21 protein-coding genes are annotated in these 20,784 nt (G+C 57.8%); 14 read left to right on the top strand and 7 right to left on the bottom strand.

Going from position 1 to position 20,784, the window contains the following annotated elements:
* Positions 1-62: 62 nt before the first annotated feature.
* The 12 genes from ACR0DH_RS05230 to ACR0DH_RS05285 all read left to right on the top strand — a co-directional run bounded on the left by ACR0DH_RS05230 (position 63) and on the right by ACR0DH_RS05285 (position 12,810).
* Positions 63-311 carry a DUF2484 family protein gene (locus ACR0DH_RS05230; RefSeq protein WP_480547671.1) on the top strand — a complete coding sequence of 83 codons (249 nt, stop codon included), beginning with the start codon at positions 63-65 and terminating at the stop codon, positions 309-311.
* Complete coding sequence (locus ACR0DH_RS05235) at positions 308-550, top strand: DUF2484 family protein (RefSeq protein WP_480498914.1); 243 nt, start codon at positions 308-310, stop codon at positions 548-550. Before ACR0DH_RS05230 ends, ACR0DH_RS05235 begins: the two co-directional genes overlap by 4 nt.
* Before the next feature lie 56 nt (positions 551-606).
* Positions 607-1,533, top strand: coding sequence for a UDP-N-acetylmuramate dehydrogenase (gene murB / locus ACR0DH_RS05240; RefSeq protein ID WP_480547673.1), 927 nt, complete (start codon positions 607-609; stop codon positions 1,531-1,533).
* A gap of 108 nt (positions 1,534-1,641) precedes the next feature.
* Positions 1,642-2,556: a D-alanine--D-alanine ligase gene (locus ACR0DH_RS05245; RefSeq protein ID WP_480547675.1), complete on the top strand. Its 915-nt coding sequence runs from the start codon at positions 1,642-1,644 to the stop codon at positions 2,554-2,556.
* Positions 2,544-3,551, top strand: a complete 1,008-nt coding sequence (locus ACR0DH_RS05250; protein WP_480547677.1) for a cell division protein FtsQ/DivIB — start codon at positions 2,544-2,546, stop codon at positions 3,549-3,551. Before ACR0DH_RS05245 ends, ACR0DH_RS05250 begins: the two co-directional genes overlap by 13 nt.
* Before the next feature lie 8 nt (positions 3,552-3,559).
* The gene (gene ftsA / locus ACR0DH_RS05255) at positions 3,560-4,894 is read left to right on the top strand and encodes a cell division protein FtsA (protein WP_480541737.1); all 1,335 of its coding nucleotides are present in this window, start codon (positions 3,560-3,562) and stop codon (positions 4,892-4,894) included.
* Positions 4,881-5,294 (top strand): hypothetical protein, encoded by a 414-nt coding sequence (locus ACR0DH_RS05260; protein WP_480547679.1) that lies wholly within the window; start codon positions 4,881-4,883, stop codon positions 5,292-5,294. Before ftsA ends, ACR0DH_RS05260 begins: the two co-directional genes overlap by 14 nt.
* A gap of 349 nt (positions 5,295-5,643) precedes the next feature.
* The gene (gene ftsZ, locus ACR0DH_RS05265; RefSeq protein ID WP_480547681.1) at positions 5,644-7,251 is read left to right on the top strand and encodes a cell division protein FtsZ; all 1,608 of its coding nucleotides are present in this window, start codon (positions 5,644-5,646) and stop codon (positions 7,249-7,251) included.
* Positions 7,252-7,464: 213 nt separating this feature from the next.
* Complete coding sequence (gene lpxC / locus ACR0DH_RS05270; RefSeq protein ID WP_480547683.1) at positions 7,465-8,385, top strand: UDP-3-O-acyl-N-acetylglucosamine deacetylase; 921 nt, start codon at positions 7,465-7,467, stop codon at positions 8,383-8,385.
* A 126-nt stretch (positions 8,386-8,511) separates the two neighbouring features.
* Positions 8,512-9,354, top strand: a complete 843-nt coding sequence (locus tag ACR0DH_RS05275) for an outer membrane protein assembly factor BamD (RefSeq protein WP_170532154.1) — start codon at positions 8,512-8,514, stop codon at positions 9,352-9,354.
* 31 nt (positions 9,355-9,385) lie between these two features.
* Positions 9,386-11,035 (top strand): DNA repair protein RecN, encoded by a 1,650-nt coding sequence (gene recN / locus ACR0DH_RS05280; protein WP_480547685.1) that lies wholly within the window; start codon positions 9,386-9,388, stop codon positions 11,033-11,035.
* 89 nt (positions 11,036-11,124) lie between these two features.
* Entirely contained in the window at positions 11,125-12,810 is a 1,686-nt protein-coding gene (locus tag ACR0DH_RS05285; RefSeq protein WP_480547687.1) for a chloride channel protein, read from the top strand.
* Here ACR0DH_RS05285 and ACR0DH_RS05290 read toward each other — a convergent pair.
* The 3 genes from ACR0DH_RS05290 to ACR0DH_RS05300 all read right to left on the bottom strand — a co-directional run bounded on the left by ACR0DH_RS05290 (position 12,807) and on the right by ACR0DH_RS05300 (position 15,342).
* On the bottom strand, positions 12,807-14,174 hold the full coding sequence (locus tag ACR0DH_RS05290; RefSeq protein ID WP_480547689.1) for a DUF3179 domain-containing protein: 1,368 nt from the start codon (positions 14,172-14,174) through the stop codon (positions 12,807-12,809). The genes ACR0DH_RS05285 and ACR0DH_RS05290 overlap by 4 nt on opposite strands.
* 192 nt (positions 14,175-14,366) lie before the next feature.
* On the bottom strand, positions 14,367-14,990 hold the full coding sequence (locus tag ACR0DH_RS05295) for an alpha/beta hydrolase (protein ID WP_480547691.1): 624 nt from the start codon (positions 14,988-14,990) through the stop codon (positions 14,367-14,369).
* On the bottom strand, positions 14,977-15,342 hold the full coding sequence (locus ACR0DH_RS05300) for a glycine zipper family protein (RefSeq protein WP_480547693.1): 366 nt from the start codon (positions 15,340-15,342) through the stop codon (positions 14,977-14,979). Before ACR0DH_RS05300 ends, ACR0DH_RS05295 begins: the two co-directional genes overlap by 14 nt.
* 163 nt (positions 15,343-15,505) lie before the next feature.
* On the opposite strand from ACR0DH_RS05300, the gene ACR0DH_RS05305 reads away from it, so the two are divergent.
* Positions 15,506-16,015 carry a hypothetical protein gene (locus ACR0DH_RS05305; RefSeq protein ID WP_480547695.1) on the top strand — a complete coding sequence of 170 codons (510 nt, stop codon included), beginning with the start codon at positions 15,506-15,508 and terminating at the stop codon, positions 16,013-16,015.
* An 8-nt stretch (positions 16,016-16,023) separates the two neighbouring features.
* Positions 16,024-16,230, top strand: a complete 207-nt coding sequence (locus tag ACR0DH_RS05310) for a helix-turn-helix domain-containing protein (protein WP_480540708.1) — start codon at positions 16,024-16,026, stop codon at positions 16,228-16,230.
* A gap of 48 nt (positions 16,231-16,278) precedes the next feature.
* Here ACR0DH_RS05310 and ACR0DH_RS05315 read toward each other — a convergent pair whose 3' ends face one another.
* The 4 genes from ACR0DH_RS05315 to ACR0DH_RS05330 all read right to left on the bottom strand — a co-directional run bounded on the left by ACR0DH_RS05315 (position 16,279) and on the right by ACR0DH_RS05330 (position 20,690).
* Positions 16,279-16,620, bottom strand: a complete 342-nt coding sequence (locus ACR0DH_RS05315) for a DUF427 domain-containing protein (RefSeq protein WP_480540710.1) — start codon at positions 16,618-16,620, stop codon at positions 16,279-16,281.
* A 64-nt stretch (positions 16,621-16,684) separates the two neighbouring features.
* The gene (locus ACR0DH_RS05320; RefSeq protein ID WP_480547697.1) at positions 16,685-18,475 is read right to left on the bottom strand and encodes an aminopeptidase P family protein; all 1,791 of its coding nucleotides are present in this window, start codon (positions 18,473-18,475) and stop codon (positions 16,685-16,687) included.
* A gap of 108 nt (positions 18,476-18,583) precedes the next feature.
* Positions 18,584-19,315: a hypothetical protein gene (locus tag ACR0DH_RS05325; RefSeq protein WP_480547699.1), complete on the bottom strand. Its 732-nt coding sequence runs from the start codon at positions 19,313-19,315 to the stop codon at positions 18,584-18,586.
* Between the two features lie 211 nt (positions 19,316-19,526).
* A complete protein-coding gene (locus ACR0DH_RS05330; RefSeq protein WP_480547701.1) occupies positions 19,527-20,690 on the bottom strand; it encodes an alpha/beta hydrolase in 1,164 nt (387 codons plus the stop codon).
* Between the last annotated feature and the right edge of the window lie 94 nt (positions 20,691-20,784).

The following is a 20,784-nucleotide window of genomic DNA, read 5'->3' on the forward strand; positions in this document are numbered from 1 at the left end:
GCAGCACAACCTGAAAGTGTGATACAATAACCTCAGCTACCGCGAGTCCTCGGAGGGGGCGCATGGACTATTCGATGATCTTTGCCGCGATCTGGGTAATCTGCGCCACCATTGTGGCGTTGTTACCCATGCGGCTGCAATTCCCTCCGGGTGTCACCTTGTTGATTTGCGCGCCAGTTCTGATTGTCTGGCTGGGCTATGATCACGGCTGGTTCTGGTCGGCTCTCGCCTTTGGGGGCTTTGTCTCAATATTCCGCAACCCGATCCGCTACTACTGGCGCAAATGGGTGCGCGGGGAGGTGATGGAATGAGCTGGTCGCTTGCTCTGGCCGCCCTGTGGGGCCTTGCCGCCAACCTGTTGGCGATGATCCCCAGCAAGGACAACCACTGGACGCGCGCCTATGTCTTGATTGCTGTGGGCATTCCGATTTTGGGCTATGTTACCTATGAGAACGGCCCATGGATTGGGTTGTTGGTTTTGGCTGCGGGCATGTCCATGCTGCGCTGGCCCGTGATCTATCTGGGTCGCTGGATCCGTCGACGCATTTGATGTCTGGGTTTCGGATACAGGTTGCCATATCCCTCTGAATCCGCGATCTAGCATTCATGAGAACACTTCCTGCGCCGCGTGGCAAACTGTCCGAAAATCGTAACCTTAACGACCTGACATGGCTCCGCGTTGGTGGCCCTGCAGACTTTCTGTTCCAGCCTGCCGATCTTGAGGATTTGCAGGCCCTCCTGCGCGAGCTACCCGAAGATTTACCGGTCTTTCCCATGGGTGTTGGCTCTAACCTGATCGTGCGTGACGGTGGCTTGCGTGCCGTGGTGATCCGGCTGGGGCGTGGCTTCAACGGAATTTCGGTCGAGGGAACGACCGTCACGGCAGGTGCTGCCGCCTTAGATGCGCATGTTGCGCGAAAGGCGGCGGATGCGGGGGTTGATCTGACATTCCTGCGCACGATCCCCGGATCGATCGGTGGGGCGGTGCGAATGAATGCGGGTTGCTACGGCAGCTATACGGCAGACGTCCTACGCAAAGCCACAATCGTCACGCGGCAGGGTGAGTTGATAGACCTCACCGCCGCCGAACTGAACTTCCGCTATCGCCAATCCGACCTGCCTGAAGGGGCTGTTCTGGTGTCGGCCACATTCGAAGGCCCCAAGGGCGACCCGGCAGAGCTGCACGCCCGAATGGAGGCGCAGCTGAAGAAACGTGACGAAACCCAACCCACCAAGGACCGCAGCGCCGGATCGACCTTTCGCAATCCAGCGGGGTTTTCCTCGACCGGGCGGGCGGATGACGTGCATGACCTCAAGGCATGGAAGGTGATCGACGATGCCGGGATGCGTGGCGCAACCAAAGGTGGCGCGCAGATGAGCCCTAAGCATTCGAATTTCCTGATCAACACCGGTGACGCCACCGCGGCTGATCTGGAAGGTCTGGGCGAAGAAGTGCGAAAAAAGGTTTACGAAACAAGCGGCATCACGCTAGAGTGGGAAATCATGCGGGTCGGTGATCCGCTGACAGAATAAAGCCCCAACCGTCAGACCAAAACAGGCAAATTCAGGCGACGGATCAAAGGCATAAACGCAGTACGGACCATTACATAAGGTCCGGGGACATTGAGGCGCACATTGGGTATGTCGAGCAGGACAAACCCCAAAGTGGCGGTATTGATGGGCGGCCCCTCGGCGGAACGCGAGGTGTCTCTCAGCTCTGGGCGCGAATGCGCGGCCGCCCTTGCGGGAGAAGGCATTGACGTGGTCGAGCTGGACGCGGGTCCGGACCTCTATGCGCGCCTGATGGAAATCAAGCCGGATGTGGTTTTCAACGCCCTGCATGGCCGCTGGGGCGAAGATGGCTGTGTGCAGGGGCTACTGGAGTGGATGCAAATCCCATACACGCATTCCGGCGTTTTGGCCTCGGCCCTCGCAATGGACAAGCAGCGTAGCAAAGAGGCGTTTCGCATAAACGGCCTGCCCATTGCAGACAGCATCATCGTGTCCAAGCAGGGCGTGATGGCCGATCACGTAATGGCGCCACCTTATGTGGTCAAACCCAACAACGAGGGCTCCAGCGTCGGTATTTACCTGGTGCATGAAGATGCAAATGGCCCTCCACAGCTATCCGATGACATGCCGGATGAGGTGATGGTCGAGCAATATGTGGCCGGTCGAGAGCTGACCGTGACCGTCATGGGTGACCGGGCCCTGACTGTGACCGAGATCATGACCGATGGCTGGTACGACTATGACGCCAAGTATAAGCCCGGTGGCTCGTGGCACGTTCTGCCTGCTGAGATTCCCGCAAAGATTTTTGACCTGTGCATGGACTATGCCCTGCGCGCCCACAATATTCTTGGCTGCAAAGGCGTCAGTCGGACCGATTTCCGTTGGGATGATACCAAAGGCGTTGATGGTCTGGCGTTGCTGGAAACCAATACTCAGCCGGGGATGACTCCCACCTCGCTGGTCCCCGAACAGGGTGAGCATTGCGGCATGACATTCGGCCAGCTTTGCGCCTGGATGGTGGAGGACGCCTCATGCGACCGCTAAGCGCCACCCGCGCGCCGGTGATCCACCGGACCAAACCCGTTGCAGGGCCGGATGCCGATTTCGAATCTGCAGATACAGAAACGCATGAGGTGGACCCCGTCTTGCGTTTGCGCGGGGCGCGGCTGTTTGGGCGTACGTCACGCGGCTCTGACCCAGCGCCTTCGCGGCTGAGCTATCGGTTTCAGCGGTGGATGCTGACGCCTGGCATTCGATTGGGTGTCAAACTGGGGTTGCCGATTTGCGCGGTCGTTGCGGGTGTGGGGCTTTACTTTGCTTCTGCCGAACGGCGTGAGGCGGTCAGCACCTACATTGCCGATATCCGCACTTCGATTCAGGAACGTCCAGAATTTATGGTCAACCTAATGGCCATCGATGGCGCGGGATCAAGCCTTGCTGAGGATATCCGCGAGCTCGTGCCGCTGGATTTCCCGATCAGTTCCTGGGATCTGGATGTCGAACAGATGCGCGACACGATCATCGGGTTGGACCCCGTGAAAACGGCCAGCGTGCGCATCCGGCCCGGCGGAATATTGCAGGTCGATGTGATCGAACGCCAGCCCGTCATTGTCTGGCGCACCCGGAGCGGCATTGAGCTGCTTGATGAAACCGGGGTTCATGTCGATCAGATCGCCTCGCGCAAAGATCACGTTGATCTGCCGCTGATCGCGGGTGAGGGCGCGGATCTGCACGTTGCCGAAGCGTTGGAGATTTACCGAACCGCGCGCAGCCTTGGCACGCGGGTGCGCGGGCTTGTGCGCATGGGCGAACGGCGCTGGGATCTGGTTCTGGATCGCGGCCAGCGCATCATGTTGCCGACCGAGCGTCCGGTGCGCGCGCTGGAACGGGTATTGGCCGTCAATGAAGTGCAAGACCTTTTGGAACGCGATGTCGCTATCGTCGACATGCGCCTTGGGCAGCGTCCCACGGTCAGAATGACCAAAGCCGCCAGCGAAGACTGGTGGAACACAAAAACAGACGTGAGTAGCGGGCAGTAACGACCATGATGACCGATCTTTATCAGTCCCAACGCGCCATGCGGCAGATGCGAAGACAAGCGATGCAGCGGGGTGTCATTGCCATTCTGGATGTGGGCAGTTCCAAGATTGCCTGTTTGGTGCTGCGCTTTGACGGAACCGGTCGCCTGAACGAGGATAACATGATCGGGTCCATGGCCGGTCAGACCGGGTTCCGCGTCATCGGTGCCGCCACAACGCGTTCGCGAGGTGTGCAATTCGGCGAAGTTACTGCGATGCAGGAAACCGAGCGGGCCATCCGGACCGCACTGCAAGCGGCGCAGAAAATGGCCGATATTCGCGTCGATCACGTGATTGCCTGTTTCTCGGGCGCGAACCCGCGTTCCTACGGTCTGGACGCGCAGGTCGATCTGGAAGGTCAACTGGTGACCGAGGCCGAAGTGGGCCGCGTACTTAATGCTTGCGACGTTCCGGATTACGGGGCAGGGCGCGAGGTTCTGCATGCGCAGCCTGTGAACTTTGCGTTGGATAACCGCTCAGGCCTGATCGATCCGCGTGGGCAACTGGGTCAAAGCCTGGCCGTTGATATGCACATGCTGACTGTCGATACGGTTGCGATCCAAAACATAGTGCGCTGTATCAAGCGTTGTGATCTTGAACTGGCCGGTATTGCAAACTCGGCCTATGTGTCGGGCGTTTCTGCATTGGTTGAAGACGAGCAGGAGCTGGGTGCCGCCTGTATCGATATGGGCGGTGGTACGACCAGCGTGTCGATCTTCATGAAGAAACACATGATCTATGCCGATTGCGTGCGCATGGGTGGGGATCACGTGACCGCTGATATCTCAATGGGGTTGGGCGTACCAGCGGCCGTGGCAGAGCGGATCAAAACCTTCAATGGTGGTGTCCACGCAACCGGTGCCGATGACCGCGACCTGATAGATATCGGGGGAGATACCGGCGATTGGGAACATGATCGCCGCACCGTTAGCCGGGCGGAGTTGATCGGCATCATGCGCCCCCGTGTCGAGGAAATCCTGGAAGAGGTCCGAGTGCGTCTGGATGCAGCAGGCTTTGAGCATATGCCGAGCCAACAGATCGTTCTGACTGGCGGTGGCAGTCAGATCATGGGGCTGGATGGGCTGGCGACGCGCATACTGGGTCAGCGCGTGCGCCTGGGCCGCCCACTGCGCGTTCATGGTCTGCCGCAATCGGCAACAGGGCCGGGCTTCTCGTCTGCCGTGGGGCTCAGCTTGTTTGCGGCCCATCCGCAGGACGAATGGTGGGATTTCGAAATTCCAGTAGACACCTATGCCGCGCGCCCGTTCAAACGCGCCGTCCGGTGGTTCCGTGACAATTGGTAGAGTTCTCGGCCTTACCACTCTGACGCTGTGGTCGGGCGCTGCCTTGGCGCAAACCCGGATCACGCCCGAAGCCTTTCTGGATGCTGTTGTCGGTAAAACCGTCATGTTCTACGAGATTCGCAGCGGGGATCTGGTCGGGACCGAGGAGTTTCTGAATCACCGAACCTCTGTCTGGCGGGAAGAAGGGCGCGGCTGCGTCTATGGTCAGATCACCACGCCGGATGGTCAGATTTGTTTTCTGTATGACAATGACGCGGACGGGGTGCCGGTCTGTTGGTGGCCGTTTTTGTACCAGGACCGGCTGATGGTGCGACTGGCCTCATTGTCGGATGGGGAAATTCAGGAAACGCGAAACATCTCTGACAAGGGTTTGAACTGTCCGAATGCGCCCACCAGCTAAAGAAACCGGTTGCAGCGCAGGCATTTATCCATAAAGATATCCACAAGGCCCGTCAGAGGCCCGGCGGCAGGACCATGAGCAGTTTTCCGCCCTTTGAAATCCGGGAATGCAACCCGCACGTGAGCTGAAAGGCGTCACGCACATTTCTGCTGTCTTGTAGCATCGTTAAGTCAATCCGCTAGATTTCGCAGGTGGCGCGAAATACCGCCGGATAACGCCTTATTTCCTCCATATTTTGTGGGAATTCGCGATTTTTAGCGTGACCTTTGCGCATCACAACGATAGAATCGAGCAAGGATAGGTAAGAAAAACACCGCTTTGGCGGAACAAAGATACAGGCGGACAGAGCATGACATTGAACCTTTCGATGCCCGGGCACGACGAACTGAAGCCTCGGATTACAGTATTTGGTGTTGGCGGTGCGGGTGGCAACGCAGTCAATAACATGATTGAAAAGCAGTTGGATGGCGTTGATTTCGTAGTTGCAAACACCGACGCGCAGGCGCTGCAGCAAAGCCATTCCTCTGCACGCGTGCAGCTAGGTGTGAAAGTCACCGAAGGTCTGGGGGCAGGGGCCCGCCCAACCGTCGGCGCAGCCGCCGCAGAAGAAAGCATCGAGCAGATCGTCGATCATCTGGCCGGCGCGCATATGTGCTTTATCACCGCCGGTATGGGCGGCGGCACCGGTACGGGTGCTGCGCCGATCATAGCGCAAGCTGCTCGGGAACTGGGCGTGCTGACCGTTGGTGTTGTTACCAAGCCCTTCCAGTTCGAAGGGGCCAAGCGGATGCGTCAGGCCGAAGATGGCGTTGAATCGCTGCAACAGGTCGTCGACACACTGATCATCATTCCGAACCAGAACCTGTTCCGGTTGGCCAACGAAAAAACCACCTTCACCGAAGCCTTCTCGATGGCTGATGACGTTCTGTATCAGGGCGTCAAAGGTGTTACCGACCTAATGGTGCGCCCCGGCCTGATCAACCTCGACTTTGCGGATGTTCGTGCGGTGATGGACGAGATGGGCAAGGCGATGATGGGCACAGGCGAAGCAACTGGTGAAGACCGCGCCATTCAGGCGGCCGAGAAAGCCATCGCCAACCCGCTGCTGGACGAAATCAGCCTCAAAGGCGCGAAGGGCGTGTTGATCAACATTACCGGTTCGCACGACCTGACGTTGTTCGAACTGGACGAGGCCGCCAACCGCATTCGCGAGGAAGTGGACCCCGAGGCCAATATCATCGTCGGTTCGACCCTCGATACCGCGATGGAAGGCGGAATGCGCGTTTCGGTGGTGGCAACCGGGATCGATGCCACGGAAAAAACCAGCGATGTGCCGGTCGCGCGCCGCTCGATGTCCGAGCCGCTGACCCGCACCGTATCTGCCGAAGAACCAACCCCCGAGGCAGCGCCCGTTGCTGCTGAATTTACTGAACCTGCGCCTGAAATGGTGGAAAACCGTGAGCCAACGTTGTTTGAAACCACCGAAGACCCGGCAACCCGGTTCCAGCCGCAGGATCAGCAGGAGGATGACGGCCTGCCTCCGCCAGCCTATCAGCCTCGGGTCGCCGAGTTTGAACCGCAGCCGGAGCATTTCGAACAGACCCCCGAAAGCTATGTTGCGCCGCAGCCGGAACCCGCAGGAACACCTTCGCCAGAAGCGCTGCAGCGGTTGCAGGCCGCTGTGCAGAACGTGCCTTCTTCGGCGCAGCGTCTGACGGCGACCCGGGCACAGGAACCGGCGCCTCAGGCGCAGGCAGAAACCGAGGAACGCTCGCGCTTTGGCTTCAACCGATTGATCGATCGGATGACTGGACATGCGGCAGACACACCGTCTCAGCCAGCCCGTCAGCAGCCCGCGATGCGCCAGGTTGACGCCACGGCACCTGCGCATGAAGAGGCCGACCCCGATCAGGATCGGATCGAAATTCCTGCTTTCCTGCGCCGTCAGGCCAACTGATCGCGGTAACAAAATGAATGCAAAGGGTCGCCTTCCGGCGATCCTTTTTTCTTTGTTAACAGATGGATATAGGGGGATAAGCAGGGTTTTGCCGATCTGTCACATCCATGTTTCATTCAGTTACAAAGAGTGAGTTGAGCATAGACCCGTGCTTCCTTAACTGAGTGGCCAACACAGCTGTAACAGGCTGGACACCACTCGCTGAGGCCCAATTTGCAACATACGCTCAAATCTCCGGTTACCTTTAACGGCGTCGGACTGCATGGCGGTCAGCCTGTCGTTATGGTTCTGAAACCCGCTGCGGCAGGTCATGGAATCTGGTTCAAGCGGACGGATATTGAGTTAGGCAATGCGCTGATCCCTGCGATCTATGACGTGGTCGAGCGGACACCGCTCTGCACCCGTCTGGTGAACGACGCAGGCGTATCGGTTTCGACCGTGGAACATATCATGGCCGCACTTGCAGGCTGTGGTGTTCACAACGCGCTGATCGAGATTGACGGCCCCGAGGTTCCGATCATGGATGGCTCGTCGATTGATTTCGTGCGCGGCATCATGGCCAAGGGCGTGCGCCGTCAGGCCAGCCCGGTTCTGGCTTACGAAGTGCTCAAGCCCGTTACTGCCTCCCGCGAAGGTGCAAGTGCAACGATTGCGCCTGCGGATGGTCTGATCATCGATTTTCACATCGACTTTGAAGATGACGCAATCGGAAACCAGACCAAGACACTGGACATGCGCAATGGCTCGTTTGTGCGTGAGCTGAGCGATTGCCGCACTTTCTGTCGCCGCATTGATGTCGAGACGATGCGTGAAAACGGCCTTGCCTTGGGCGGTACACTGGAAAATGCAGTGGTGGTGCAGGGCGAAGAGGTGCTGACACCAGGCGGTTTCCGCCACGCGGATGAGGCCGTGCGCCATAAGATGCTGGACGCTCTGGGTGATCTGTATCTTGCCGGTGGCCCGATTCTGGGTCATTTTATCGGCGACAAGTCCGGTCATTCCATGACCAACACCCTGTTGCGGAAGCTGTTTGAAACGCCGGGTGCTGTGCGCCCGATCCTGTGTACCCCAGAACAGGCGGCACGCCTACCGGGGCAAGGTCTGGTTCAGGAAGAGATTCCGGCGGTGGCCTGAGCCGTTCACCTTTGACGACATTTGCGACAGAGGGTGCATAAGGCGTTTTGCACCGGAAATATCTATGCTAGACCATGGCTCAATTCGGGGCGAACCCCGGTGAGTAAGATGACAAGGATGGGCGGTATGGTTGGCAGCAAAGCGGCAGTCAGGTTCGCAGGTGCGATTCTTCTGGCAGCAGTTTTGACGGCATGCGGCAACAGGGGCGCAGACCGCGATCAAAACCTCGAAGGCTTCACGCCCGAGCAGATCTATACCCGTGGTGAATACGAACTGTCGCAGAATCGCTCGGATGATGCGGCTTGGTATTTCTCGGAAGTTGAGCGTCTCTATCCCTATTCTGACTGGGCAAAACGCGCGCTGATCATGCAGGCGTTTTCGTTCCACTCCGACAAGAATTATGAAGAAAGCCGTGCCGCTGCGCAGCGCTATATCGATTTCTATCCCACGGATGAAGATGCCGCCTATGCGCAGTATCTACTGGCGCTCAGCTACTATGATCAGATCGACGAAGTGGGCCGCGATCAGGGTCTGACCTTTCAGGCGCTGCAAGCGCTTCGAACGGTGATCGAAGTCTATCCTGACAGCGAATACGCGACCTCGGCGGTGTTGAAATTCGATCTGGCCTTCGATCATCTGGCGGGCAAGGAAATGGAGATCGGGCGCTACTATCTGCGTCAGGATCACTATGTCGCGGCCATCAACCGATTCCGCGTTGTTGTCGAGGATTTCCAGACTACGTCCCACACAGCCGAAGCGCTGTATCGTCTTGTCGAGGCCTATTTGTCTCTGGGTCTGTTTGATGAGGCGCAGACCGCTGGTGCGATCCTGGGGTATAACTACCAATCCTCGGAATGGTATGACGATGCCTACAAGTTGCTGACCTCGCGCGGGTTGGACCTGAAGAGCCGCGGCAACAATTGGCTCAGCCAGATCTATCGTCAGACGATCAAGGGTCAATGGTTGTAAGCTGGTGACGGGCAGGGGATGCTAACACCCGATGCTGCGTGCCTTAGATATCCGTGACATGTTGATCATCGACCGGCTGGAATTGACCTTCCAGCCGGGACTGAACGCGCTGACCGGTGAGACCGGGGCGGGTAAGTCGATCCTTCTGGATTCGCTGGGATTTGTTCTGGGCTGGCGCGGGCGGGCCGAACTGGTCCGGCAGGGGGCTGCGCAAGGCGAGGTCGTGGCCGAATTCGAACTGACCGAAGGCCATCCCGCGCACGAGATTTTGGCTGAGGCTGGACTGCCGGGTGGGGAAGAGTTGATCCTGCGCCGTGTCAACACTGCCGAAGGCCGTAAGACCGCCTGGGTCAATGACCGCCGCTGTTCCGGTGAAGTTCTGCGCGCCCTGTCCGAGACTCTGGTCGAGCTTCACGGCCAGCATGATGATCGCGGCTTGCTGAACCCGCGGGGGCATCGCCTGCTGTTGGACGATTACGCTCAGGTCTCGGAGCAACTAGCCGCAGTGCGCCGCGCATGGTCCGAAGTGTCGCGCAGCGGCAAAGCGCTGGCCGAGACCGAGGCCGCGCTGGCTGCGATGCGGGCCGAAGAAGAATTCTTGCGGCATTCCGTTGCCGAACTGGACAAGCTGGACCCGCAACCGGGTGAAGATGCTGAATTGGACGCCCGCCGCCGCATGATGCAGGGGGCTGAACGCATCCGCGACGATGTCGCCCGGGCTTTTGACCTGCTGGGTGGCGAAGGGGCCGAAGGGGCGATGTCGGATGCGATGCGCTGGCTGGAAGGTGTCGCGGACAATGCTGGCGGGCAGTTGGAAGGGCCAATCGGTGCTTTAGGCCGCGCGCTGATCGAGCTGGGCGAAGCGCAGGACGGCGTGAACGCCTGCCTTCAGGCGCTGGATTTCAACCCGGCCGAGCTTGAAGCGGCCGAGGAGCGCCTGTTTGCGATACGCGCACTTGCCAGAAAGCATGATGTCGCCCCGGATGACCTGGGGGCCTTTGCGAATACCCTGCGGGATCGGCTGGGTCGTTTGGATGCAGGCGATGCCGATCTGGCCGATCGACGCGCATCAGTCGAGGCCGCGCAGGCCGCTTACAACGCCGAGGCTGCGACCCTCAGTACGGCCCGTCAAAAGGCGGCCGGTCAATTGGATGCAGCGGTCATGGCCGAGCTTGCGCCGCTCAAAATGGAACGCGCCGTGTTCCAGTCCGAAATCACTATAGCGGAGCCGGGTCCCGAAGGTATCGACGCGGTTGCATTTACCGTGGCCACGAACCCCGGCGCGCCATCGGGTCCGTTGAACAAGATCGCTTCTGGCGGCGAGCTCAGCCGCTTTCTACTGGCGCTCAAGGTCTGTCTGTCTGGAGATGACAGTGCGCGCACCATGATCTTTGATGAAATTGACCGGGGCGTCGGCGGCGCCACCGCCGATGCAGTTGGCCGGCGGTTGGCTGCATTGGCTAAAGGAGGGCAAGTTCTGGTCGTGACCCACTCACCTCAGGTGGCCGCACGGGCGGCACACCACTGGCGGGTGCAGAAACAGGTCAGCGACGGACAGACGCTGTCGACCGTTGTACCGCTGGCCGAAGGTGACCGTGTGGACGAAATTGCCCGGATGGTGTCGGGCGATACGATCACCGACGAAGCGCGCGCCGCAGCACGTGCGCTGTTGAAGGCGTGATGTATCAGCGCCGCCTTCTTTGTCCTGCCATGCTTTTATATGACCGCCCCTTGGCTTACTAAGGGTTAAGTGACGAGCCCCGAAGGCAGATGACTCAATCAACCTATACCGTACTGCGCAACCAGCTGAATCAGGCCATCGCCGCGATCAAGGATGCCTTTTGGGTGATGCGCCGACGCGGGCCCAGTCAAATACAGTTCTGGTTCATCGCTTTGGTGATCGGGATTGCCGCCGGGTTCATGGCCCTGGGGTTTCGCAAGGCAATCCAGTTTTTGCAGGCCTATCTGTACGATACAGATAATATCTTGCTGCTGCACAGCCATGCCGAGAAACTGCCGTGGTACATGGTTCTGATTATCCCGATCCTGGGCGGTTTGCTTGTTGGCGTGATCCTAAACCGGTTCACTGATGATGGCCGTGTACGGTCGGTCGCGGATGTGATCGAAGGTGCTGCGATCACCGATGGCCGGGTCGAGACGAAGGCGGGTATCGCCTCATTCTTCGCCTCACTTATCACGCTCAGCTCAGGCGGTTCGACCGGTCGGGAAGGGCCGGTTGTGCATATGGCAGGGGTTATCTCGACATGGGTCAGCAACCGTATTCACGCGGATGGGATCACAGGCAGGGATCTGTTGGGGTGCGCCGTTGCCGCTGCTGTGTCGGCCAGCTTCAACGCGCCCATTGCTGGGGCTTTGTTCGCGCTAGAGGTCGTGCTGCGCCATTTCGCGGTTCACGCCTTTGCGCCCATCGTCATTGCTTCGGTTGCAGGAACGGTGATCAACCGGCTGGCCTATGGGGATGTGACCCAATTCGCGCTGGATACGCCTGGGTCCCTGAAATTCTATGTGGAACTGCCTGCGTTTCTGATTCTCGGGCTGATCTGCGGTCTCGTTGCTTTGGTATTGATGCGCTCAATCTTTTTTGCCGAAGACATCGGCACCCACGTCCAGAACCGCCTGTCTTTACCGGGATGGCTGCGACCGGCAGTGTCCGGTGCGATGCTGGGCGTTTTGGCCATCTGGTTTCCGCATATTATCGGTGTCGGCTATGAAACCACGATCCGTGCGTTGACTGGTGATCTGGTTCTGACGACCGCAATCCTGCTGGCCGTGATCAAAACCATCGCGGTGGCCATCACTATGGGGGGCCGCATGGGCGGCGGTGTGTTTTCGCCCTCTTTGATGATTGGGGCGTTGACCGGGTTGGCCTTCGGTTTGATTGCAACGGGGTTGTTGCCGGATGTGTCGGGGACTCATACGCTCTATGCGTTTGCGGGAATGGGAGCGGTTGCAGCTGCGGTGTTGGGCGCGCCGATTTCAACCACACTTATTGTGTTCGAACTGACCGGTGACTGGCAGATCGGTTTGGCGGTGATGGTTTCGGTTTCGATGTCGACGGCGCTGGCATCTCGTTTGGTGGACCGGTCTTTCTTCCTGACCCAGCTAGAGCGTCGAAATGTGCATCTGGCCGCTGGCCCGCAAGCTTATCTGCTTGCCATGCTGCGTGCCGGGGCGGTGATGCGGCCAATAGGCGACCCGCGCTCGATTACGGCAGATGAGGCGCAAGAACTGATCGCGCGGGGCCTCTGCGTCAAAGCGAGCGCCACACTGGAAGCCGCCATGCCCTATTTCGACCGAGAAGACATTCCATGCATTCCGGTGATTGTGCTTGAAGAGGACGGGTCAGAAACCCCGATCGGCGCGCTCTATCATGTCGATGCGTTGAAGGCTTATAACAGGGCGTTGGCGGCCACTGCGGCCGAAGAGCATTCCTAGCCACCATAGACGCTCGCAGCGTCACCCAGATAGTTATCCCAGGCAAACCAATAAGAGATATGCCCGGCGACGCGTGGCAGTTGCGCGCCATCTGGTCCGGTTAACATCTCTTCGGACAGGGTCCATTTGCGACCGCTTTCGTCCACGAGCCCACCGTCAGAGGCTTTGAATCTGTGCCCCGCCCGCTCATATGCCCGCACGGTCCGGCGATCCGGGTTTCCGATCAAAACCAGAGTGCGGTTCGCAATTGCATCGTTGATCACACGGGTGCGGCTGAACGCGTCCAAAGGCCAAGCGCGCGCTGCGCCAAACTGGCGGATCGTGAAGATGTAATCCTTTTGTCGATGCTGGGATTGATCGACCCGCGCGGGGAACATCAGCTCGGGCGAGGCGAAATACTCGCGGTAGACCACGCCAGACCCGTAGTTTCGGCGATGCCCAGTATCCAACGACAGGACGCGGGTACCAGGATGCGAGGTCTTCCAGTTGTCCCAGGTCGTGATCACCACCGGTCGCTGCTTCAACTCAATCCCGCTATCGACCAACGGGCCAACCACGGGTTTGCCGGTGTATTGGTTCCACAGCGAGTGTGTCTCGCGATCAAACATTAGTTTGTTGGACCGGTAAAGGAAGCCAGACGAGCCAAAGACAAACGGTTTGCGCCGACCCGCAACCTGCGTTTCAAACAGAATGCCTGACCCGCACAGGGTACAATAGGCAAGTGCGACCGGAACTCCTCCGATCACTTCGTTGAACATTTCATGCCACCCCATGATCCGCAACGGATAGGCGCGTACATCCCCATTGATCGAGACGCCAAAGACCAGATCGTCACCCTTGAGGTAGCTGGCATCAGCCGCCGAGATGAGGGTTGGATTGTCCAACGAAGGGATACCGTCTTTATAAACCCCACCCCAGGCGATCTCTTCCAGCCTGATTTTCATCCGGTCCCGTGCCAGGTATTCGGGCCGGAGGAACAGATCAAAGTTTTGGTCGAGGCCCAGCAGAACCTCGCGCTTGAAGGGGATCAGTGATGGGTGGGGGATCAGCTGCGGGTTCCGCTCTTGCCAGAGCATCCAATCAAACCAATCGGTGCCCAGCTTTTGCCCACTGAGGGTTTCCATCACCTCCGAGATTTCATCCCGTCGCCGATCCCCGTATCGCATGGCGGTCAGCAGGGCAGGCACCACATCCGGCTTTCCGCGCTGCGTCAGATAGGTCATCTGCGCCTCAAACTCGGTTCGACCGGAATAAAGCGTGCTGCGCAGCGCCTCGAGCACCGGGTCCTGCTGCGCCCATAGCACTCGTGGTGCCAGCACGCTGAGACCCAGCCCCCCAACAAAGCTGCGGCGTGAAACTGACATGGCATCCTCCATGGTCGTACATGTATAGTATGCCTTCAGTTGCACTCACTTTCATTCAACAGCGTCGTGATTGGGGCGTGAGCCTTTCGTTTCGCGCGTCGCAGCCGATTCCAAACACATCGCATTTGAATAAATCGGCATATTCGAGGAGCGACCCCTGCATCCCAACTGAAGGTCAAGATCCTAAGTGTGTCACTCAGTTAGCAATCCGTATTTGCGGATCTCGGATTTTGACATCTTGTGTATGTCGTCAGCCGGGGCCGCATCGATTGTGAACCAGTAGAAAGCGTCATGCCCTAGCATGCGTTCGACATAAAGTCGGTTTTGCTCGTGTTCAGGCGCGCCGCGCGGGTAGTCGGATGCTTCTTTTGAACCATCTGACCATGCGTGTACACCAATCTCTGCCCCGTCATCCATGGTTCTTCTGACACCTGCCAGAAAAAGATCAACCCCGCCCGAGTGGATGAGACTGGATGATGTGAGATGCGTGTTGAGGCCCAGTTCGCGCACTCGGTAGGCCAATGCGATCATGGTATCGTCATCCAGTGAGCCCGGCACATCAAGTTCAACCAGGGTCTCGATGTCGGGGTGTTGGGCATAGATTTCCTCGAATTGTTTTAGGGTTTTCGAGTTGATCGCTCCATGCATAAACAGCTTTGTGCCTTCGACGCGGAACCCGGTCATTGGGACCTGGTTCCACGCCATAACAGCCATCTGGGTACATCCAGATAGCACGATGGCCACCAATGCTGCCAATACAGCAGCATACTTTCCAAAGCGCCAGCGGCGGGTGCGTCTCAGACTAGCCGACGACATTATGCCCTCGACCGCGCATGCAGTTAAAAACAATACTCTTTCTCGCTTCATCTAGCTCGCTAGAGTCTTCTGCCGTTCCCAGAAGCCCTCCGACAGCTGCGCCGACACCCAGCCCGGCAAGCGCATCTCCGCTATCGGCTTCGGCAGCACCTACAAGCCCGCCTACTATGGCACCTGCGATAGCAGAGTCATTGGATTTCTCTTTTTGCAAAGACACCTGCTCGCACGCTGCCATATCTGATTGGAAGTTTGGGTTTCGGTGTCCGTCTACGATCAGTGGGTCATTCGGGTCAGCGCACGCGGTCAGGGTTAGTCCGAGCGCCATCAACCCATATGCTTTTTTCATTTTCATAAGCCTTTGTCCTTCTGTTCAGTCTGAATTGCTCGGAAGCTGAGGTAGAGTTTCAATCTCAATAAATCAACAACGTTTTTATGTTTTATTTAAATTACGTAAAGTAAGGATTTATTGATTTGATGATTTGCGCTAAAGAGCGCTTGCTACAGCAGGAGGACTGATGACTTTTTTTGCAAAAGCCGCCATGGCGCTTAGTCTGAGCTATTATTTCCTATTGTTCGGATTCGTCTGGATTGGTGAGATGTTGGGGATTCACGGTCTGGTTTGGGATATGTTCGACTTTCCCGAACAAGACACTTCGCCGCCATTCTGGACGCTGGTTGTTGGTCTGATTTTAACCCTGATAGCGCTCGTGTCCCTTGCTGGCGCCTTTCGCGGTGCATGGCTTGTGCTCAAGGGAGGGCCAGAACAGGATTTTCGGGATCTTGGACGAAACCTACGGCATATGGCCTGGGGGCTGATCGGATTTTGGATCGGCTACAACGTAATAGCTCTCGTCATGCCGCATCTGATCGTAATTGGATTGGAATCAACCGAAGGCTTTGATTTTAGTTGGGCGCCGCTCGACCTGGATATTGTTTTTGCGATTACGGGTGTGGTGTTGCTTGCAATATCCCAAACGTTAGAACGCGCCTGGCAGGCTGAAGACGAAAACAAGCACTTTCTCTAGGGGGCACCATGGCTATTCAGGTAAATCTCGACCTGATGCTTGTTAAGCGCAAGGTCTCCTCGCGTGAGTTGGCTGCGGCAATCGGATTGTCCGAAACCAACTTGTCGTTGATCAAGTCCGGCAAAATCAAGGGTGTCAGGTTCTCAACGCTGGAGGCTATCTGCAGATATTTGGACTGCCAGCCGGGCGATATTTTGAGCTTCGAACCGGATTAACCCGGTACCAAATCTGTGCGTAGGTCAGTCTGACAGTGCACTAAACTGTCAGATCTGCTCTACCTTCACCGACTCCACCGGATAAAACGCGATGTAGTCCTGAATCTGCGCCACACCAGGGATCGGGTTCTCATAGCTCCAGGCAGCATTCTCGGTGACTGATGACTTGTTGACGATCGAGAAATGAGTTGCGTCCCCTTTGTGCGGGCAATGTGTCACCTTGTCCGTTTGGTCCAGGAAGGCCATCGCGATGTCAGACCGAGGGAAATAGATCACGGGTTCCAGATCACCTTCCAGCAGTATCAGAGCATTGTTTGTTTCGCCAAGAATGGCACCGCCTGATCGGACGCTCCACTTGCCATCAGCCTTCTCGATTGTGATCTCTGTCATTTCTTGCCTTTCCCTCAGCGTCGCGTGGGGCTCTCCTCTGCCCGTTCTATGTAACAGCCCCGTGTCAGACCGGCACAGTTGCGGCATCCAACCACAGTTGAGCGTCAGGGCCCAGCCTTGGCCGGATTTTTTCCGCAACGTCGTGGTGATAGGCATTTAGCCAACTGCGCTCGGCAGCGGTCAGCATATCCACCACGATCAGCCGGCGATCAATAGGCACATAGGTCAGGGTGCGCCAATGCAGCATCGCGCGTTCGTCATCGCCACCAGGCAGGGCTGGGGCATCTTCGACGACGACCAGATTTTCAATGCGTATGCCAAATGCCCCTTCGCGATAGTATCCTGGTTCGTTGGACAAGATCATCCCGGGTTTCAGGGGCACATGGCTGACGCGTGACAGGCGCTGCGGGCCTTCGTGGACGCTGAGATATGCGCCCACACCATGGCCGACGCCGTGATTGAAATCCTGCCCGGCCAGCCACAGTGGCGCCCGTGCGATACACTCAATGTCGCGCCCAGCCAAACCGACGGGCCAGCGCAGCATCGACAGGCTGATCATGCCCTTTAGAACGCGGGTAAAGCAGGCCTTTTCTTCATCACCGACCTCACCAATGGCGATGGTTCGGGTGATGTCAGTGGTGCCGTCCAGATACTGCCCACCGCTGTCCAGAACCAGCAGGTGGCCATTCTGTAGCCGACTGTCGGTCTCCTCGGTCACTCGGTAGTGCATGATGGCCCCGTTTGGGCCGGTACCTGAAATTGTGTCAAACGAGATGTCCTGCAAGGCATTGTCCTTGCGCCGGTTATGTTCCAGCCGGGTCACGACCTGCGTTTCGGTCACGCTGCCGGGCTGTTGCGCATCCAGCCAACACAGGGTCTCGACAACTGCGACCGCATCGCGCAGATGCGCCTCGGCGCTGCCTGCAATCTCAGCGGGGTTTTTGCAGGCCTTAGGTAGGGCGCAGGGATCGCCACCATCGACCATCTTGTCGCCCAGCATATCTGCCACGATCTGTGGCACCGTGCCTGCGTCGACCTGAACACGCCCGTCCAACTTCTGAACCGCATCCAGAAAATCAACAGGTTCATGGATCGAAACCTCATCACCAAGATGATCGCGCACCTCGACAAGTTTCTGAGCCGCCATGAACAAATCCACCTGGCCTGCGGCGTGCATAATTGCGAAACCATGAGCAACCGGATTATAGGCGATATCAGAGCCGCGAATGTTCAGCAGCCACATGATCGAATCCGGCAACGTGATCAGCGCTGCCGTACACCCTGCGCCCTGTACCTCACTCGCCAATCGCGTGATCTTGTCACGCGCGGCTTCTCCGGCAAACTCTAACGGGTGTGCTTTGACCGGGTTCATCGGCGGGGCAGGCTGGTTCTCCCACACTCGGTCGACCAGATTGTCGGAGCGCACCAGTTCGATTCCGCTGCCTTCAAGCTCCTTTTCCGCGGTAGAGATTTGTCCCGCTGCGTGCAGCCAGGGATCAAATCCGATCTTTCCACCTTGCGGCAATTGCTCTTTCAGCCAGGCGCTCAGGTTAACATCCGGCCATGGGACTGGGGTGTAAACATCAGCGACCTGCGCCTTGACCTGTGTGCGATATCGCCCATCGATGAACACACCCGCCACATCCCCGAGCGCGACGCAAAATCCGGCCGAGCCAGTAAAGCCGGTCAACCAGGCCAGACGTTCATCCCGAGGCGCTACGTATTCGCCCTGATGGGCATCCGCACGGGGGATTAGAAATCCATCGAGCCCCGCGCGCGCAATCTCGGCGCGCAGTGCAGCCAGCCGGGGTGGCCCCTGTTCCGGGCGCGCGGTGACTTGGAAAGACTGGAACATTTCGGGCCTCTTGGGTGTGTCGCTGTTTGCGCAAACTGCGGCGACTTGGCCCAAATGTCCACATCAACAATGCAGTTGGTTGGGGCGGCACGAACCGCCCCTGCCGCCTTAACTTGAAGGTGCCGCAATGTTGGACAACGACAGCCGGGTACTTTTGGTCGATCCGGTGGCCGAGAAATAGGCGATATCAGCGGTGTTGGGATTGTAGGTGAACCGGAATGGAGATTCGATATCATCCCCGGCTTGCACCCACATATACATCCAGACCTCGTTGCCCGCTTGCAGCGGCGCGTTTTCCAATTCGAAATAGGTGCATTGCTGGGTTTCCCCCGACCCGCCGCCGCTCATGGTCGAGCTCCACTTCCAACTGCCCCAATTCGACCGCGGAACCGCAGTCTGCGGTTGCGGTTGGCCGTTATTCACCCAGAACATGGTGAAGGCGCAGTTGTACCAGCCCTGATCCAGCAGGTTGAACCCTGCGATATCCGCAATGGGCCCGACCGAGTTGCCAGCTTTTGCAGTCAGAAAATCCCTATGTGTCTCGATTTCGGGAACAAAGCGTAATGTGTGCAGGGCCCATTCCTCATCCTCTGCTGCCTTTTCGATCAAAGGGTCCCGGTAGTCCCCCAGATCATCAAGCGATCGCAATGCCTGATAGGCCCATTCTGGATCGTTTCTCAGAATGTGATCTACCAGCTTGTCCAAGCCGACCTCTTGCCGTGCGGTGGTCAATATGTCCTTGTAACAACTGTTCTGATCCCGGATTTGGCGCAACGTATTGTCCGCGTGTTCCGAAACCGCCGCCCGAACACCGGCGCGTCTTTGCTTATCATATTGCATGGTATCGTCCCTTGAATTGAATAATTTCAGTACGAAAACACTGCAGCGATACCGCCTCAAAAAATGGCGTAATACTTTGTAATTATGAAATTTAATGAGATATTCTGATAAAAGAAGGCAACTGGTCGCAGCTTGTACGCCGTGAATTGCATAGCAGAAATTCACATTTGAAACAAACTGGCTACAGTTTCGGGCCGTGGCCAAGCAGGTGTCAACCGTTGGTCAGAAATTCCTGCAAGGTATCGATATAGGTCTCGTAGGCCGTATTGCCGGGCAACGGGATGTGATTGGCGGTTTCAAGCACCACCAGCGAGGCATCGGGTATACCTGCGGCCAGTTTGCGGGCCTCGGACAGCGGGTGCACCGAACTGTTGCGTCCGTGCATAACCAGGGTCGGGCATTTTATCTTTGGCAGCAGGTGCAGAACGGAAGCGGTGTTGCCGCTGTCGCGCTGGTAGAGCTTTTGCTCGACGGAATACAGCGTCTGCATCTCGTCCACGATCTCGCGCACGGTTTCCAGCGGCCCCTCGGGAAAGTAACTTAGCAGCGATCCCGTGGCATAGCCGCTGCCGGGCTCCTGCCAGCCTTCGAGGATCAGCGTGCGGATCGAATCCGGCCCCTCCACCCCCGCACGGTGATCACGCCCTTCGGCCCAGCCTCCGACGATGGCAAGCTTGCTGACGCGCTCGGGATACTGGGCCGCGAATCTCAGAGCAGAAAACAATCCGCCGAATTCCGAGATGATCGCAAGGCTGTCAAAATCTGCGGCTTTGGTAACCGCGAGAATATCCTCGACAACACCATCATAAGACGTTTGTTCTGGCTCACCCCAACCGCTTTGATGGTGTTTATTGTATCGCAGCAGGGTAAACTTGGCCTCCATGGCCTGCAGGTAGGTCCTTTCGGACGACAACCGCCATTCTGCTTCGATATCGTAGACAATCGATCCGACACGCAGCACCGGAGGGCCGGAACCAGCAACTGAAAAGGCTATTGCCTGCCCATCGCCCCCCTTGGCATAGCGCAGTTTCCGTGTGGGCGCGGCCCCGCCCTCGGTGATTTCTGACTCACATGTGACATCCGCGGCCAATTGCAGCCCGCGGCGCACGATTGTGCGGATGATCCGCTGCGCCTTGCCATCATCTCCAACAGCTCGCCTTGCGGCGGCCACGCGGGCGCTGATGGTGGATTCCGATACGAAGCGCCCGTTCCAGACCCGCTCGATGATCTCATCACGTGCCACCAGTTTGCCGGGGTGTTCAGCCAGAAGTTTCAGCAGATCGAAGACCTGCGGCTCAACAGGCACCGCCTCGCCCTGGCGGGTCAGAACGTGACGTTCCACGTCCAGAACACAATCTGCAAATTCATAGCGCATGGGATCACTACATCCGGTTTTGGGCGGTCTCACAAGCGCCAATGGCAATCCCAAAGGTTTCTTAGGGATTTCTCAATGCGGCCTTCAAGCGCTC

The organism is Ruegeria sp. I1 (assembly GCF_056532675.1).

What these genes read in the sequence shown, in the direction of transcription:
- ACR0DH_RS05230 (WP_480547671.1), top strand. Translation starts at nt 63, where the DNA reads ATGGACTATTCGATGATCTTTGCCGCGATCTGGGTAATCTGCGCCACC.
- ACR0DH_RS05235 (WP_480498914.1), top strand. Translation starts at nt 308, where the DNA reads ATGAGCTGGTCGCTTGCTCTGGCCGCCCTGTGGGGCCTTGCCGCCAAC.
- murB (WP_480547673.1), top strand. Translation starts at nt 607, where the DNA reads ATGAGAACACTTCCTGCGCCGCGTGGCAAACTGTCCGAAAATCGTAAC.
- ACR0DH_RS05245 (WP_480547675.1), top strand. Translation starts at nt 1,642, where the DNA reads ATGTCGAGCAGGACAAACCCCAAAGTGGCGGTATTGATGGGCGGCCCC.
- ACR0DH_RS05250 (WP_480547677.1), top strand. Translation starts at nt 2,544, where the DNA reads ATGCGACCGCTAAGCGCCACCCGCGCGCCGGTGATCCACCGGACCAAA.
- ftsA (WP_480541737.1), top strand. Translation starts at nt 3,560, where the DNA reads ATGACCGATCTTTATCAGTCCCAACGCGCCATGCGGCAGATGCGAAGA.
- ftsZ (WP_480547681.1), top strand. Translation starts at nt 5,644, where the DNA reads ATGACATTGAACCTTTCGATGCCCGGGCACGACGAACTGAAGCCTCGG.
- ACR0DH_RS05275 (WP_170532154.1), top strand. Translation starts at nt 8,512, where the DNA reads ATGGTTGGCAGCAAAGCGGCAGTCAGGTTCGCAGGTGCGATTCTTCTG.
- recN (WP_480547685.1), top strand. Translation starts at nt 9,386, where the DNA reads ATGCTGCGTGCCTTAGATATCCGTGACATGTTGATCATCGACCGGCTG.
- ACR0DH_RS05285 (WP_480547687.1), top strand. Translation starts at nt 11,125, where the DNA reads ATGACTCAATCAACCTATACCGTACTGCGCAACCAGCTGAATCAGGCC.
- ACR0DH_RS05290 (WP_480547689.1), bottom strand. Translation starts at nt 14,174, where the DNA reads ATGTCAGTTTCACGCCGCAGCTTTGTTGGGGGGCTGGGTCTCAGCGTG.
- ACR0DH_RS05295 (WP_480547691.1), bottom strand. Translation starts at nt 14,990, where the DNA reads ATGTCGTCGGCTAGTCTGAGACGCACCCGCCGCTGGCGCTTTGGAAAG.
- ACR0DH_RS05300 (WP_480547693.1), bottom strand. Translation starts at nt 15,342, where the DNA reads ATGAAAATGAAAAAAGCATATGGGTTGATGGCGCTCGGACTAACCCTG.
- ACR0DH_RS05305 (WP_480547695.1), top strand. Translation starts at nt 15,506, where the DNA reads ATGACTTTTTTTGCAAAAGCCGCCATGGCGCTTAGTCTGAGCTATTAT.
- ACR0DH_RS05310 (WP_480540708.1), top strand. Translation starts at nt 16,024, where the DNA reads ATGGCTATTCAGGTAAATCTCGACCTGATGCTTGTTAAGCGCAAGGTC.
- ACR0DH_RS05315 (WP_480540710.1), bottom strand. Translation starts at nt 16,620, where the DNA reads ATGACAGAGATCACAATCGAGAAGGCTGATGGCAAGTGGAGCGTCCGA.
- ACR0DH_RS05320 (WP_480547697.1), bottom strand. Translation starts at nt 18,475, where the DNA reads ATGTTCCAGTCTTTCCAAGTCACCGCGCGCCCGGAACAGGGGCCACCC.
- ACR0DH_RS05325 (WP_480547699.1), bottom strand. Translation starts at nt 19,315, where the DNA reads ATGCAATATGATAAGCAAAGACGCGCCGGTGTTCGGGCGGCGGTTTCG.
- ACR0DH_RS05330 (WP_480547701.1), bottom strand. Translation starts at nt 20,690, where the DNA reads ATGCGCTATGAATTTGCAGATTGTGTTCTGGACGTGGAACGTCACGTT.